15 protein-coding genes and 1 riboswitch are annotated in these 14,234 nt (G+C 46.6%); of the genes, 11 read left to right on the forward strand and 4 right to left on the reverse strand.

Features of this window, described 5'->3' with window-relative positions; genetic code table 11:
• Nucleotides 1–34: 34 nt before the first annotated feature.
• Nucleotides 35–931 carry a CvfB family protein gene (locus tag BGM23_RS16130; RefSeq protein WP_010886474.1) on the reverse strand — a complete coding sequence of 299 codons (897 nt, stop codon included), beginning with the start codon at nucleotides 929–931 and terminating at the stop codon, nucleotides 35–37.
• 98 nt (nucleotides 932–1,029) lie between these two features.
• Here BGM23_RS16130 and BGM23_RS16135 point away from each other — a divergent pair, with 98 nt between their 5' ends.
• The 7 genes from BGM23_RS16135 to BGM23_RS16165 all read left to right on the forward strand — a co-directional run bounded on the left by BGM23_RS16135 (nucleotide 1,030) and on the right by BGM23_RS16165 (nucleotide 8,296).
• Nucleotides 1,030–1,521, forward strand: a complete 492-nt coding sequence (locus BGM23_RS16135; RefSeq protein ID WP_003233034.1) for a YajQ family cyclic di-GMP-binding protein — start codon at nucleotides 1,030–1,032, stop codon at nucleotides 1,519–1,521.
• Between the two features lie 106 nt (nucleotides 1,522–1,627).
• Nucleotides 1,628–1,745: riboswitch (SAM riboswitch) on the forward strand.
• 89 nt (nucleotides 1,746–1,834) lie between these two features.
• A complete protein-coding gene (locus tag BGM23_RS16140; protein ID WP_029726278.1) occupies nucleotides 1,835–3,673 on the forward strand; it encodes a bifunctional homocysteine S-methyltransferase/methylenetetrahydrofolate reductase in 1,839 nt (612 codons plus the stop codon).
• 90 nt (nucleotides 3,674–3,763) lie between these two features.
• Nucleotides 3,764–4,213 (forward strand): GNAT family N-acetyltransferase, encoded by a 450-nt coding sequence (locus tag BGM23_RS16145; protein WP_029726279.1) that lies wholly within the window; start codon nucleotides 3,764–3,766, stop codon nucleotides 4,211–4,213.
• Nucleotides 4,214–4,218: 5 nt separating this feature from the next.
• Complete coding sequence (locus tag BGM23_RS16150; RefSeq protein ID WP_029726280.1) at nucleotides 4,219–5,067, forward strand: GNAT family N-acetyltransferase; 849 nt, start codon at nucleotides 4,219–4,221, stop codon at nucleotides 5,065–5,067.
• A 111-nt stretch (nucleotides 5,068–5,178) separates the two neighbouring features.
• Nucleotides 5,179–6,447, forward strand: a complete 1,269-nt coding sequence (locus BGM23_RS16155) for an MFS transporter (RefSeq protein WP_003245414.1) — start codon at nucleotides 5,179–5,181, stop codon at nucleotides 6,445–6,447.
• 8 nt (nucleotides 6,448–6,455) lie between these two features.
• On the forward strand, nucleotides 6,456–7,571 hold the full coding sequence (locus BGM23_RS16160) for a mandelate racemase/muconate lactonizing enzyme family protein (protein WP_003245056.1): 1,116 nt from the start codon (nucleotides 6,456–6,458) through the stop codon (nucleotides 7,569–7,571).
• Between the two features lie 95 nt (nucleotides 7,572–7,666).
• Nucleotides 7,667–8,296: a YitT family protein gene (locus BGM23_RS16165; RefSeq protein WP_009966972.1), complete on the forward strand. Its 630-nt coding sequence runs from the start codon at nucleotides 7,667–7,669 to the stop codon at nucleotides 8,294–8,296.
• A gap of 44 nt (nucleotides 8,297–8,340) precedes the next feature.
• Here BGM23_RS16165 and BGM23_RS16170 read toward each other — a convergent pair whose 3' ends face one another.
• Complete coding sequence (locus tag BGM23_RS16170; RefSeq protein ID WP_003233048.1) at nucleotides 8,341–9,099, reverse strand: phosphosulfolactate synthase; 759 nt, start codon at nucleotides 9,097–9,099, stop codon at nucleotides 8,341–8,343.
• Nucleotides 9,096–9,782, reverse strand: coding sequence for a 2-phosphosulfolactate phosphatase (locus BGM23_RS16175; protein WP_003233050.1), 687 nt, complete (start codon nucleotides 9,780–9,782; stop codon nucleotides 9,096–9,098). Before BGM23_RS16175 ends, BGM23_RS16170 begins: the two co-directional genes overlap by 4 nt.
• 184 nt (nucleotides 9,783–9,966) lie before the next feature.
• On the opposite strand from BGM23_RS16175, the gene BGM23_RS16180 reads away from it, so the two are divergent.
• From BGM23_RS16180 to cysC, 3 genes are all read left to right on the forward strand, one after another.
• Entirely contained in the window at nucleotides 9,967–10,677 is a 711-nt protein-coding gene (locus BGM23_RS16180) for a phosphoadenylyl-sulfate reductase (protein WP_003244757.1), read from the forward strand.
• Between the two features lie 112 nt (nucleotides 10,678–10,789).
• Nucleotides 10,790–11,959 (forward strand): sulfate adenylyltransferase, encoded by a 1,170-nt coding sequence (gene sat / locus BGM23_RS16185; protein WP_003233054.1) that lies wholly within the window; start codon nucleotides 10,790–10,792, stop codon nucleotides 11,957–11,959.
• The gene (gene cysC / locus BGM23_RS16190) at nucleotides 11,956–12,555 is read left to right on the forward strand and encodes an adenylyl-sulfate kinase (RefSeq protein ID WP_003245829.1); all 600 of its coding nucleotides are present in this window, start codon (nucleotides 11,956–11,958) and stop codon (nucleotides 12,553–12,555) included. Before sat ends, cysC begins: the two co-directional genes overlap by 4 nt.
• A 27-nt stretch (nucleotides 12,556–12,582) precedes the next feature.
• Here the strand turns inward: cysC and BGM23_RS16195 are convergent, their stop codons facing one another.
• Nucleotides 12,583–13,389, reverse strand: a complete 807-nt coding sequence (locus BGM23_RS16195; protein ID WP_029726282.1) for an alpha/beta fold hydrolase — start codon at nucleotides 13,387–13,389, stop codon at nucleotides 12,583–12,585.
• Nucleotides 13,390–13,594: 205 nt separating this feature from the next.
• On the opposite strand from BGM23_RS16195, the gene BGM23_RS16200 reads away from it, so the two are divergent.
• Nucleotides 13,595–14,233: a pentapeptide repeat-containing protein gene (locus tag BGM23_RS16200; RefSeq protein ID WP_029726283.1), complete on the forward strand. Its 639-nt coding sequence runs from the start codon at nucleotides 13,595–13,597 to the stop codon at nucleotides 14,231–14,233.
• Nucleotide 14,234: the final 1 nt, after the last annotated feature.

Below are 14,234 nucleotides of genomic sequence, written 5' to 3' on the forward strand. Positions count from 1 at the left end.
CTCCGCAGTCTGCTGCAGGCGAGCCGTTTTCATGCTATTTTTTCTCGTATGTCCATCCATTTTCCTGATACACTTTTCCGTTTTTCATCAAATGGCCCAGCGCGCGTTTAAAGGCGGCTTTGCTCATATTAAAACGTTCTCTGATATCGTCAGGCTGGCTTTTGTCACTGTACGGCATGGCACCGTTTCTCATTCTCATATACGTTAGAATGCACTCAGCATCAACTGACATTGCATCCTGTTTTCTCGGAAGCAGCGACAAGTTGACTGAACCGTCTTCTTTCACTTGAATCACCCGGCCTGTGACTCTTGAACCCAGTCTTGGCTCCTCTTTTCTTTCTGACGGGTGAATAAAACAGCGGATACCGTCATCCGTGATCACGAATGAACCCGATGCGATCAGCCTGTACACCGTACCTGTCAGCTCTTTATTCATCAGATCTTCTGAAGCGTCGGTAAACAGTTCGCTGATGATATCTTCCGGCGCTGGTTTCGCAAACATGCGCCCCCGGTTCGTCACCTTCAGCATACAGTAAAGTTTGTCCCCTTTTTGCGGCCAGACATCTTCGTACGGCGGCAAATGCTCAGTTGCGACTAGTGCGTCCTTCGATAAACCGACATCAACGAAAACGCCCATATCTTCCACTTTATCCACCACTTCAACCCAGCCATATTCATCCGCGCTGATGATCGGAATTTTCATCGTGGCCGCAAGCCTTTCCTGCTGGTCTACGTATATAAAGACTTCTACTTCGTCTCTGTCCTCGATATCCTCAGTCATTTCACTGTTATGTAAGAGAATCGTATCTTCCCCATCGGTTAAAAAGTAACCGAAGTCGGTTTGGTGATCTATACTCAAGGTTAATTGCTGCCCTGGTCTCATGCTATCGTCCTTCCTGTTCCGCTTATTCTCTGCGGATTTTGTTAACATTTTTTCCAATCATCACAAATTGATTCTTTGTTCTGTTGGAAGTTTCTCTTTATTCTACTATAATCAACACATAAGTTAAATGTTATGGAGGTTTTCATATGGCAAAAGAAAGTTCATTTGATATTGTATCCAAGGTGGAATTGCCTGAAGTGCAAAACGCAATCCAAATCGCACTGAAGGAAATCAGTACCCGATATGACTTTAAAGGCAGCAAAAGCGACATTTCTTTAGATAAAGAGGAGCTGGTCCTCGTTTCCGATGACGAATTCAAATTAAGCCAGCTGAAAGATGTGCTGGTCAGCAAATTGATTAAACGAAACGTACCGACAAAAAACATTGATTACGGCAAGGTTGAAAACGCGTCAGGCGGAACGGTGCGCCAGCGTGCAAAGCTTGTTCAAGGCATTGACAAGGACAACGCAAAAAAAATCAATACGATCATCAAAAACTCCGGACTGAAAGTAAAGTCTCAGGTGCAGGATGATCAAGTGCGTGTCACCGGAAAAAACAAAGATGACCTGCAGCAGATTATCTCAGCTGTACGGGGAGCAGATCTGCCAATTGACGTTCAATTTATAAATTTCAGATAAATTTTCTGATTCCTATTGATTATTGTCTTTATTTTCGGTAAATTTGGAGAAAGGGAAAAACGCCAGATATCTTTTGGCACTTCCTGACACGAAAATTTCATATCCGTTCTTATCAAGAGAAGCAGAGGGACTGGCCCGACGAAGCTTCAGCAACCGGTGTAATGGCGATCAGCCATGACCAAGGTGCTAAATCCAGCAAGCTCGAACAGCTTGGAAGATAAGAAGAGACAAAATCACTGACAAAGTCTTCTTCTTAAGAGGACTTTTTTTATTTCTCTTTTTTCCTTGCTGATGTGAATAAAGGAGGCAGACAATGGGACTTTTAGAAGATTTGCAAAGACAGGTGTTAATCGGTGACGGCGCCATGGGGACGCTCCTCTACTCCTATGGCATTGACAGGTGTTTTGAGGAGCTCAATATTTCAAAGCCGGAGGAAATTCAGCGCATACATAAAGCGTACGTTGAAGCGGGAGCCAACATTATTCAAACGAATACGTACGGGGCCAACTATATTAAATTATCCAGACACGGGCTTGAGGATGACATCAAAAAAATGAATCAGGAGGCCGTAAAGATCGCGCGGGCTTCAGCAGGCGATGCATACGTGCTTGGAACGATGGGCGGCATACGCACATTTAATAAAAACGCGTACAGTCTTGACGAAATTAAGCGCAGCTTCCGCGAGCAGCTGTATCTGCTGCTGCATGAAGAGCCGGATGGCTTGCTGTTAGAAACATATTATGATTTGGAAGAAGCCCGTGAAGTGCTGAAAATCGCGCGCAAAGAGACTGATCTTCCGATAATGCTCAATGTCTCCATGCACGAGCAAGGCGTATTGCAGGACGGAACACCTCTTTCTGAAGCATTGCGATCGATTGCGGATCTCGGGGCTGATATCGTCGGCATTAACTGCCGGCTCGGGCCTTATCACATGATTGAAGCGCTTAGCGAAGTGCCAATTTTTGATGACGTATTCTTATCCGTTTATCCGAACAGCAGTCTTCCTTCGCTTGAAGAGGGACGGCTCGTCTATGAAACAGACGGCACGTATTTTCAAAACAGCGCGTCAGAATTCCGTAAGCAAGGTGCGCGGATTATCGGCGGCTGCTGCGGCACAACGCCGAATCACATCAGGGCGATGGCGGAAGCAGTTGGCGGACTGGCTCCGATTACGGAAAAAGAAGTCAAAACCCGGGCCAAAGAATTCATTTCTGTTCATCACGAGCGAACCGAGCCCGGCCTGGATGAGATCGCAGCGAAAAAACGCTCTATTATCGTAGAACTGGACCCGCCGAAAAAACTGAGCTTTGACAAATTTCTGTCCGCTGCTGCTGAATTAAAAGAAGCGGGAATCGATGCCCTGACACTCGCCGACAATTCTTTGGCGACCCCGCGGATCAGCAATGTTGCCTGCGGTGCCCTTGTCAAGCAGCAGCTCGATATGCGTTCCCTTGTCCATATTACGTGCCGTGACCGTAACATTATCGGCTTACAGTCACATTTAATGGGCCTTGATACGCTAGGGCTGAATGACGTGCTTGCTATTACAGGTGACCCTTCTAAAATCGGGGATTTTCCTGGTGCGACGTCTGTATATGATTTAACATCTTTTGATTTAATCAGGCTGATCAAACAATTCAATGAAGGTCTGTCTCTGTCTGGAAAACCGCTCGGCAAGAAAACGAATTTCTCAGTTGCCGCCGCATTTAATCCTAACGTCCGCCATCTGGATAAAGCGGTAAAACGGCTTGAGAAAAAAATAGATTGCGGCGCAGATTATTTTGTTTCTCAGCCTGTCTATTCCGAGCAGCAGCTTGTCGATATCCATAACGAAACAAAACATCTGAAGACGCCGATCTATATCGGCATCATGCCGCTGACAAGCAGCCGGAATGCCGAATTCATCCATAATGAAATTCCCGGCATTAAGCTGTCTGATACGATTCGCGAAAAAATGGCCCATGCCGGTGAAGATAAAGAAAAGCAAAAGGCGGAAGGCCTTGCAATTGCACGCTCCCTGCTGGATACGGCATGCGAGCTGTTTAACGGCATCTACTTGATAACGCCTTTCCTCAGATCTGACTTAACCGCTGAGCTCACTTCATATATTCAGCAAAAAGATGAGCAGCGCCAAAATATCTTTTTGCATTAATCCCTTAAAAGACTGTCTGATCCAATCGGGCGGTCTTTTTCAACGGGATTCGTGTTACGATATAGAAAAACAGTCATGAGGAGGAACATTATGCTCGAAGTCAAAACCATTTCCGCGGAAGATACATATGAAATTCGGCACCGCATTCTGCGTCCCCATCAATCCATTGAACAATGCAAATATGAAGAGGATCATGCAAAAGGCTCCTTTCATCTCGGCGCGTTTTTTGAAGGAAAGCTGATCAGCATCGCTTCTTTTTCCCCGCAAAATCAGCCATTAATAACAGAATCCCCAGCATATCGGCTGAGAGGCATGGCAACGCTTGAAGGATATCGTGATCAAAAAGGCGGGAGCACGCTGATCAAACACGCGGAAGAGAAACTGGCAAAGAACGGCGTTCAGGCAGTCTGGTGCAATGCCAGAAGCCATGTGAAAGGCTACTATTCAAAGCTTGGCTGGGAAGAACTCGGCGAACCGTTTGAGATTCCCGGCATAGGCACACATATCATCATGTATAAAAAACTCGAAACAAGCAGGTGATCTGTATGAGGGTAATCGATGAGCTGATTAAGCTTCATGAAGAACATATCCCTAGTCTATTGCGGCTTTGCAGGCAAGCCGGGTGGCCGGATTACGGCGAACAAGAGCTGGCACTGCTTGTCCAGCAAGGACGCTTTTTCGGCTATCAAAATGTCAGCGGTGATATTATTTCCTGCATCGGCTTGTTTTTGTTTGGCCGGCTTGCTTCTATCGGCCTCGTGATCGTTGACAAAGAATATCAACGGCTCGGTCTTGGCCGGCGTATGGTAAACGCCTGTATTACCCAAACGGATGAAAACACCGCCATCAGGCTTTGCGCCACAAAAGAAGGTTTGCCGCTTTATGAAAAAGCAGGTTTTCATACGGCAGGTTCAGTGCGAAAGTACAGCTGTCACAGTTTTCAACCTTATACAAAAAAGCTTGATGCTGAACTGACATCCTTTAGAGAACAAGACTTTCACGACTTAACCGCGGCGGATCTGGCTGCCTTTGGCGGAGATCGATCAAACCTTTTGCAGCAGCTTATTTCTGCTTCATGCGAATGTATCATCGCCAGAAATCAGGACGGACAGCTCATTGGCTACGGACTTTCTGTACAGACACCGGCCAATTTGAAATTCGGCCCTATCATCGCTCCATCATCAGATGTTGCAGCACAGATAATTACAAGGCTGGCGGCCGGCAAACAAGGGCCGATGCGAATCGATATACCGAGTGAACACACGTCTCTGCATGACAGCCTGATAGAAATGGGATTTCATAAAGATGATGAACCTCCGATTTTGTTCTATCAGAAAAAAGCGCCTATTCAAAATGGACACTTATATGCTTTGATTTCACAGGCTCTCGGTTAACCCTCTTTTTTCCCGAACAGGTATCTTCTGTTCGGTTTTTTGCTGTCTGATCGCTGAATAAACGAAGCCATCAGGGACATTCTAAGCAGAAGAAAAGGAGTGTGCTCTGAGATGGAATCATCAAAACAAAATAACGGAATGACGATTGTGGCAATCGGTTCAATCCCTTTAATATTAACCCTAGGAAACTCGATGCTTATTCCGATTTTGCCAAAAATGAAATCTGAACTTCATTTATCACAATTTCAAGTCAGTCTCGTGATCACAGTATTTTCCTTGATTGCAGCATTTGCGATTCCGATTGTCGGTTATCTCGCAGACCGATTCTCAAGGAAAGTCATCATTATTCCCTGCTTAATTTTGTATGGTGCCGGCGGTTTGTTAGCCGGGTTTGCGGCAGGTTTTTTTGACAATGCCTATCCTTGGGTCATGGCAGGACGAGCGTTACAGGGAATCGGGGCAGCCGGAACCGGCCCAATTGCCATGGCACTGACGGGAGATCTGTTTAAAGGCGCCCAGGAGAGCAAGGTGCTCGGCCTTGTTGAAGCTTCAAACGGCATGGGGAAAGTGCTATCGCCGATCATTGGCTCGCTGATCGCCCTGCTTGTCTGGTATGGCGCGTTTTTTGCCTTTCCTGTGTTTTGTATCATTTCGATCGTACTGACTTGGATTTTTATTAAAGAAAAGAAAAAGGAAAAAGAACCGCCACCAATCGGACAATATGCAAAAGGGCTGTTAAGTGTCTTTAAACATGAAGGCAGATGGCTGTTTACCGCTTATTTAGCCGGTGCGACCTGTTTGTTTACTTTATTCGGCATCCTGTTTTATCTCTCAGATGTTCTTGAAAAAACATACGACACCGACGGCGTGAAAAAAGGCTTAATTTTAGCGATCCCGCTTTTGGTTATGTGTGTGACGTCCTATACAACAGGAAGCAAAATCGGGCAAAAGCAATCGTTAATGAAAAAGCTGATCGTACTTGGATTGGCGTTCATGACCGTATCCTACGCGGCACTGTCATTCATTGAAAATCTTGTCCTTTTTATCAGTGTTCTTGTACTGAGCAGTATAGGCTCAGGTCTTGTCCTTCCTTGTGTGAACAGTTTCATTACCGGGGCTGTCGGCAAAGAAAGACGGGGATTTGTCACCTCGCTGTACGGCTCTGTACGTTTCTTAGGGGTAGCGATCGGTCCTCCGATTTTCGGCCGCCTGATGCAATGGTCCAGACCCGGCATGTTTTTAAGCATCGCGGGATTGACTCTCGTTGTCGGGATTCTTGTGATGATGCTCATCCATGTGAAGCAAAACAATGAAGAAACAAAAGAAAAAGAAGACCCTAAAATGGCTGGCAATCGGCTCCAGCCCGCTGAGGAAAGGTAGCACCCAGTGTGAAAATTGTACGGATTGAAACCTTTCCGCTATTTCATCGATTAGAAAAGCCATACGGAGATGCCAATGGGTTTAAACGATATCGGACTTGTTATCTCATCAGGATTATCACCGAAAGCGGGATAGACGGCTGGGGAGAATGCGTTGATTGGCTCCCTGCTCTCCATGTCGGTTTTACGAAGCGGATCATCCCATTTCTATTAGGAAAACAGGCTGGCAGCCGCCTGTCATTAGTGCGCACGATTCAAAAATGGCACCAGCGGGCGGCCTCCGCTGTAAGCATGGCGCTGACAGAGATTGCAGCCAAAGCTGCGGATTGTTCGGTTTGCGAATTATGGGGCGGGCGATACAGAGAGGAGATTCCTGTGTACGCGTCTTTTCAATCGTACTCAGACTCCCCGCAATGGATCAGCCGCTCAGTCTCCAATGTTGAAGCCCAGTTGAAAAAAGGTTTTGAGCAAATCAAAGTCAAAATTGGCGGGACTTCATTCAAGGAGGATGTCCGGCACATCAATGCGCTGCAGCATACAGCAGGCAGCTCCATTACGATGATTCTGGACGCAAACCAAAGCTACGATGCCGCTGCGGCTTTTAAATGGGAGCGCTATTTCTCCGAATGGACGAACATTGGCTGGCTTGAGGAGCCTTTGCCCTTTGATCAGCCGCAGGATTACGCTATGCTTCGAAGCCGTTTGTCTGTTCCTGTTGCCGGCGGAGAAAACATGAAAGGCCCGGCGCAATATGTGCCTCTCCTTTCACAGCGCTGTTTGGATATCATTCAGCCCGATGTCATGCATGTCAACGGAATTGATGAGTTTCGGGACTGCCTCCAGCTCGCGCGTTATTTCGGCGTCAGAGCATCCGCCCATGCATATGACGGATCGCTCTCACGGCTCTATGCTTTATTTGCACAAGCCTGTCTGCCCCCATGGTCTAAAATGAAGAACGATCACATTGAACCGATCGAGTGGGACGTCATGGAGAATCCTTTTACAGATCTCGTCAGCCTGCAGCCTTCAAAAGGAATGGTCCACATCCCGAAAGGAAAAGGCATTGGCACAGAGATCAATATGGAGATCGTCAATCGCTACAAGTGGGATGGCTCAGCCTATTAAGCTGGGCCATTTCTTTATTTTGAGACATAAATAATGGACAGCCTCATAAAATGAAAACAGCGGACAAGTCTTTTCATAAAGGAGCAAATGACTTAATGGCTGAACTGCTGATGAAAGCAAAACTTACGTTTATGATTGTCGTAGGCGGCGTACTACAAGGACTCGGCATGTCCTTGTTTTTATTTCCGCATGATATTCCGACAGGCGGTGCAGCAGGTATTGCGGTGCTATTGCATTATCTGTTTCAAATCCCCCACGGATTTTCAGTGTGGGCTGTGAATGTATCAATGCTTTTTACCGCTTTAAAATGGCTGGAGATGAGAACATTCACCGGCACCCTCGCTTCTATCACCGTCACCTCTGTCTCGGTATTGATCTTTGATGCAGTTTTTCCTGATATCACATCTAACCTGTGGCTTGATCTGGCAAGCGGCGCAGTGTTATTGGGACTCGGAATCGGACTTTTATACAAATATAAAATTTCGAACGGAGGATTCGGAGCCCTTGCTCTGATGATTTCTATCTACCGCGGCGGGAATCCTGGAACGATCCTGCTCATCATGAATTGCATCATTTTTATGGTCACCGCGTCTATTATTGACTGGGGCATCGTCATTCAAGCCCTCATATGCCAGGTGATATCGACAAGAGTCATCGACTTCATCTACAACATCCGCCTGACCTCACTTCCCTATCTCACGCCTATGTACCGCCATAAAAAATAATAGGCAGAGGCTCTCTTCACGACGAGAGCCCCGCAGCCGCTATTTTACAGAAAAAAGGTATCGGATCTTAGCCCTAAACGCAGCGTTTCCAACGCGATGGCATCATGAAATGGAATATTGGCAAGATTCACATTCGGCCCGATTTTTTGAATAAACCCTTGCTGAAGCGTTTTGTTAGGCGCTTCAAAAATCAGCCTGTTGATATCAATATCCGAGGAAATGATGTCGTCAACAATTTGAAACCTGACATCGCCGCTGCTGGAACAGATCCCTCCCGTTCCGCTTTCTCTGGCTTCTGTAATCACTTTTTCCGCGCCCGCTTCCATATCCTCAACGATATATTCAAGCCATTCCTCAGAGCTTTGCCGGCTTGCTAATTCCGCATCCTTGCTGCCCACCTCACTGAGCACAAGAAATTCATCAGAAAAATCGGCAATGTAAGCCGCTTTCTCTTTATTTGTCATCGGGAGCGTACCGTTTGAAATCTCAATATATTCACAGCCGAAATAGGTGCAGTACCGATGAAATTCATTCACTTTTTTCTGGCTTACGTACTTTTCAAACAGTGTGCCGCCAAAGAAAAATGTAATGTCATGTTCTTTCAGTGTGCTGATTTTTTCTTCAAGATCTTTCGTAAGTAATGATGTGCCCCAGCCGAATTTCACAAAATCAATATAGTCGGACGCTCCGGCTATCGCATCTTTGAAAAATTGCAAGGGATAGCCGTTATCAATTAAAATGGACTGCCCGGTTTCTCTCGGCTTGTTTGTTCTCACTGGCAATTCTAGTGAAAAATCATTCATATTATGACCCTCTCTATCGTTGGAACTTCTCCATCTTGTTTCACTTTCATCACGAAATCGCCCGTCAGTTCTTTTGTACAGTAAACGATGTCTTCCGAATCAAACAATGGCTGGCGGCAGTCAAAAAACTTCTCCGCAACAGAAGAGCCTTTTATTCTTTCAATCGCCTCCGCAGCCGTTACCACATTTGTCCCTTCAATGATGCCTTTGATATACTCCGCACATGCCATATCGTCATCACCGGATGGATGGGAAGCCACTATGTTTATGACACAATCGTTTGCGACGAGCTTTTTCACATGCTGTGCCGTTGTTTTGGCATTGGAAAATCCAGTTACGAACAGATGCTTTGCGTTCAGCGCCCCCAATGCTGCTGTGACGCCGTTTGTTGTTTTCTGGATCAGGCTTTTATCCGTCATATTCTGCCCAGCCATACGTTTTGGAGAATTATCTAAATCAAATCCGCTGATACCGACCCCCTTTTCCTCTCCCGTCAAAACATAATCCGGATAGGTGTCTTTCAGCGCAAAGGCTTCATCAGCTGTCCGGACCAACAAAATCTCTTTCGCCCCGCCGATAAACGCATAATGGGCGACCGTAAAGGCTCTGATGACATCAATGACGATGTTAATGTCCGCCGGGGCAAGCGAATGATGATGCCCCTGATAAATGGCAATCGGCATACTACCTCTCCTTGGGCATAAAACCATTTTGCTAAAAAGCATATTCAGCCGGGCTCTTAATGGTTCCGCACCTCATTTTAGGCGGGCGCGGCACCTAAAACCTGAACCTTTATGCAAAAAATGAATAGTCTGCCTATAACTCGATCAATAGATAAAAAAAGCAGATGCAAACGGGGGGAAAACATTGAACGAAACCATCACATATGACACTTGGAACGACATGCTGTCCAAACAGATAACGGATCAATTGATCGATGAGCTCGATGTGTTGAAATGGGCTTACCGAACGTACGGAGAAAAGATTGTGTACGCCTGCAGCTTTGGCGCAGAAGGAATGGTGCTTCTCGACTTAATATCAAAAATCAACAAAAACGCACACATCATCTTTTTGGATACCGGGCTTCATTTTCAGGAAACATATGAGCTGATCGAGACCGTCAAAGAACGATATCCGGGATTTGCAATCCAGATGCTCGAACCCGAGCTGAGCTTAACAGAACAGGGGACGAAGTACGGCGGAGAGCTGTGGAAGCATAACCCGAACCTCTGCTGCCAATTGCGGAAAATCGAACCGCTCAAAAAGCACCTGTCCGGCATGACAGCTTGGATTTCAGGACTGCGCCGGGATCAGTCACCAACGAGAAAGCATATTCAATACGTAAACCTGGACCAGAAGTTTGAGCTCATCAAAATTTGCCCGCTTATCCACTGGACATGGGATGACGTTTGGACGTACATCCGCCTGCACAATTTGCCTTATAACAAACTGCACGATCAACATTATCCGAGCATAGGCTGTGAAATGTGTACACTGCCTTCCCCGGACCCGAACGATGAGAGGGCTGGAAGATGGGCCGGACGGGAGAAAACAGAATGCGGCCTGCATCAAGAATAGCGGATGGCAGGTTCTTGATGTGAGAATCGAAATGATGTTAAGGCGCTGATGTCAAACTTTCATTAAGTGCAGAAAAGAAAACAAGGAAACGTATAAATGGAGGTTGAACACGTTGAATGGAAACGAACCCCACGGAGGGGTATTAATCAACCGCTGTGATCCCGCATGCCATTTTGAAGGGTGCGCGTGCCAAGCAGAGCTGGATCAGCTTGCACTGAGTGATCTGGAGCTTATTGCGATCGGCGGCTACAGCCCGTTAACAGGTTTTTTGGGAGAAAAAGATTATCATTCCGTTGTGAAAGAGATGAGGCTGGCAAACGGCTTGCCGTGGAGCCTGCCGATTACGCTGCCTGTCGGAGAAAAAACAGCAAGACAGCTGTCTGCCGGAGATCACGTCAAGCTTGTGAAAGACGGTGTTACCTACGGCATGATCACAGTCACCGATATATACCAGCCTGATAAAACACAAGAAGCACTGTCTGTTTTTAAAACAAACGATCCTGCCCACCCAGGCGTAAAAAAATTGCTGGCGCGCCCGGATTACTATATCGGAGGGCCTATCACGGTCAGCAGCCTGCCTGACAAATCTTTCGAACAGTTTTATGCAACGCCCGCTGAAACAAGAGCGGCCTTTCAAAAACTCGGCTGGAAGACGATTGTCGGCTTTCAAACCAGGAACCCTGTTCACAGAGCGCATGAATACATTCAAAAAACAGCGTTAGAAACGGTCGACGGTCTGCTGCTTCACCCACTTGTCGGAGAAACAAAGTCAGACGATATCCCCAGCGATATCAGAATGGAGAGCTACCAGGCTTTGCTTAATCACTATTATCCAAAGGATCGTGTCATGTTATCGGTTTTCCCTGCCGCCATGCGTTATGCAGGTCCGCGGGAAGCGATTTTCCATGCGCTCGTCCGAAAAAATTACGGCTGTACCCATTTTATTGTAGGCCGTGATCACGCGGGTGTCGGCAGCTACTATGGAACATACGACGCCCAAAATATTTTTCAATCATTCACAGAGGAAGAGCTGGGCATCAAGCCGCTGTTTTTTGAGCACAGCTTTTATTGCCGAAAATGCGGAAACATGGGCACCTCCAAAACATGTCCGCACAGCCCGAGAGACCACATCCACTTATCAGGCACAAAAGTGAGAGAGCTTCTCCGCCAAGGCAAAAAGCCGCCTAAAGAATTCAGCCGGCCTGAGGTCGCAGCCGTGCTGATCAAGGGACTTCACCAACAGCCTGTTGCCATCAAGCAAAACAGCGGGGAATTGCAATGACACACAATCCGAACATCATTTGGCATCCCGCTGCCATCTCAAAGTCTGACAGACAGTCCTTAAACGGACACAAAAGCTGCGTCCTTTGGTTTACAGGTTTGTCCGGCTCCGGAAAATCGGTGCTGGCCAATGCTGTCGATGAAAAGCTTTACCGCAAGGGCATTCAGAGCTACGTGCTTGACGGTGATAATATCCGCCACGGCTTAAACAAAGATCTTGGATTTCAGACTGGTGACAGGATTGAAAACATCCGCCGGATCGGAGAAGTGGCGAAGCTGTTTGTCGACAGCGGGCAAATGATTTTAACGGCTTTTATTTCTCCATTCAGAGAGGATCGGGACATGGTTAGAGCGCTCTTTCCTAAAGGTGAGTTCTTCGAAATTTATGTGAAGTGCCCGCTGCATGTTTGTGAACAGCGCGATCCAAAAGGGCTTTATAAAAAAGCGCGAAACGGAGAGATCAAACATTTCACCGGGATCGATTCTCCGTATGAAGCGCCGCTTTCACCCGATTTCATCATTGAGTCTGACCAGACCTCTATTTCCGATGGAGCTGATCTCATCATTAACGCACTGCAAAACAGAGGAATTATATAAAAAACCCGATCAATGTCGGGTTTTTTCTTATGAGTTGGAGAACTGCGCAATCAAACTGTTGATCTTCTCTTTTTCCTCATAAAATGCTCCGTGCCCGCTGTTTGCAAACGGAACCAATTCCGACTGTTTGATGCCGCGCTTCAATTCTTTCGCAAAATCAAACGGCGCAATTCTATCCTTTCTCCCGTGCAGGATCAGCGTCGGCACCTTGATTGCAGCAAGTTCCTTTCTGAGATCTTCGTCTCTTAATGCGATGCCCGAGTGGATCGTCCCGTAGGAGGAAGCCTCCAGCATCAGATTGAGAAACCACTGCCTAAGCTCTGGAGACACTTTTTTCTCAAAAAACTGTTTCCCTAAATCAGCCAGTGTTTTGGGCCGATCAGCTTTGAACAATTCAATCATATCGTCAATATCCTGCTTCCTCATCCCGTACGGATAACCCGGGCGTTTTGTAAACGCGGGGGCCGCCGCAGACAGTAAAATCAGCTTATCAACATCGGCTCCTTCATGCCTTGCCATATAACGGATTGCAATGGCGCCGCCCATTGAAAAACCGGCAAGAATCGCATTCTCAAGCTGCAGCGTATAAATGACTGCTTTCACATCATCGGCCATCGTGTCATAATCGTAGCCTTCCCAAGGGCGGTCAGATTGCCCATATCCCCGTAAATCAACGCCGATAAAACGAAATCCCCTTTTCGGAAGCTCATTCATTTGATATTCAAACATCTTATGATTCAACGGCCACCCGTGCAAAAAGATGACCGGCCTTCCATGTCCGATATCCTCTACAAACAGTGTCACATGCTCCTCGGTTTTGATGTAATGCCCCATTCCGCATTCCTCCTGTTCCCTTTGGCTTTCCCGGCCTGTAAACGCCTTGACGTATAGGAAGCTTTCCATTTATGCTTACAAAACAAGCTGGCTGCTGTACCAAGAAAAGGCTCTTCACGATTTACTATATGTATCAATTTCCTTAACGATCTATTAAATTGAACCCGGAAGCCTCTGTTTTTCGGGCAGCAAAGGATGTCATCATATGAATAAAATCGCAATTCAAAAACCGAACATACCGGAAAACCTGCAAACCGCAGATTTTCATGATGCCGTGACGCAGGATGATGTAATCAGCATGCATTTGTTTGAAGATTGTACAATCTGCGGCGAAGATATCGAAAGACTCTGTGTGGAAAAAACGGCATTCAGAAATGTCGTCTTTATCGATGTGTCTTTTCGGCATATTGAACTGACCGATGTGATCTTTGAAAAATGTGATTTATCAAACGCCGATTTCAGCGGGGCTGTCATTCACAGAACTTCAGTTAAGCAGTCAAAAATGGTTGGAATGAATGTGGCGGAAGCAACGCTGCGAAATGTTTCATTCGAGGAATGCCACGGACATTTCAGCTCATTTTCGTACTCAAATATGAAACAAGTTCGATTTGATCACTGTGCTCTTATGCAAAGTGAATGCAGCAATACGGTGCTCCAGCAGACACACTTTGACGGATGCGAATTAGAAGGCGCCAGCTTTACCGGCACGTCCCTTCAAAACATGGACATCAGCACGTGCCGTTTTGAACAGCTTCATGTCTCCCTCGACAAATTGAAAGGCTGCAAAATCGCACCTGAGCATGCGATTGCCTTCGCCAGGGCACTGGGAGCTGTCATCGTATAAC

The organism is Bacillus sp. FJAT-14266, from assembly GCF_001719225.1.
Taxonomy (GTDB): domain Bacteria; phylum Bacillota; class Bacilli; order Bacillales; family Bacillaceae; genus Bacillus; species Bacillus subtilis.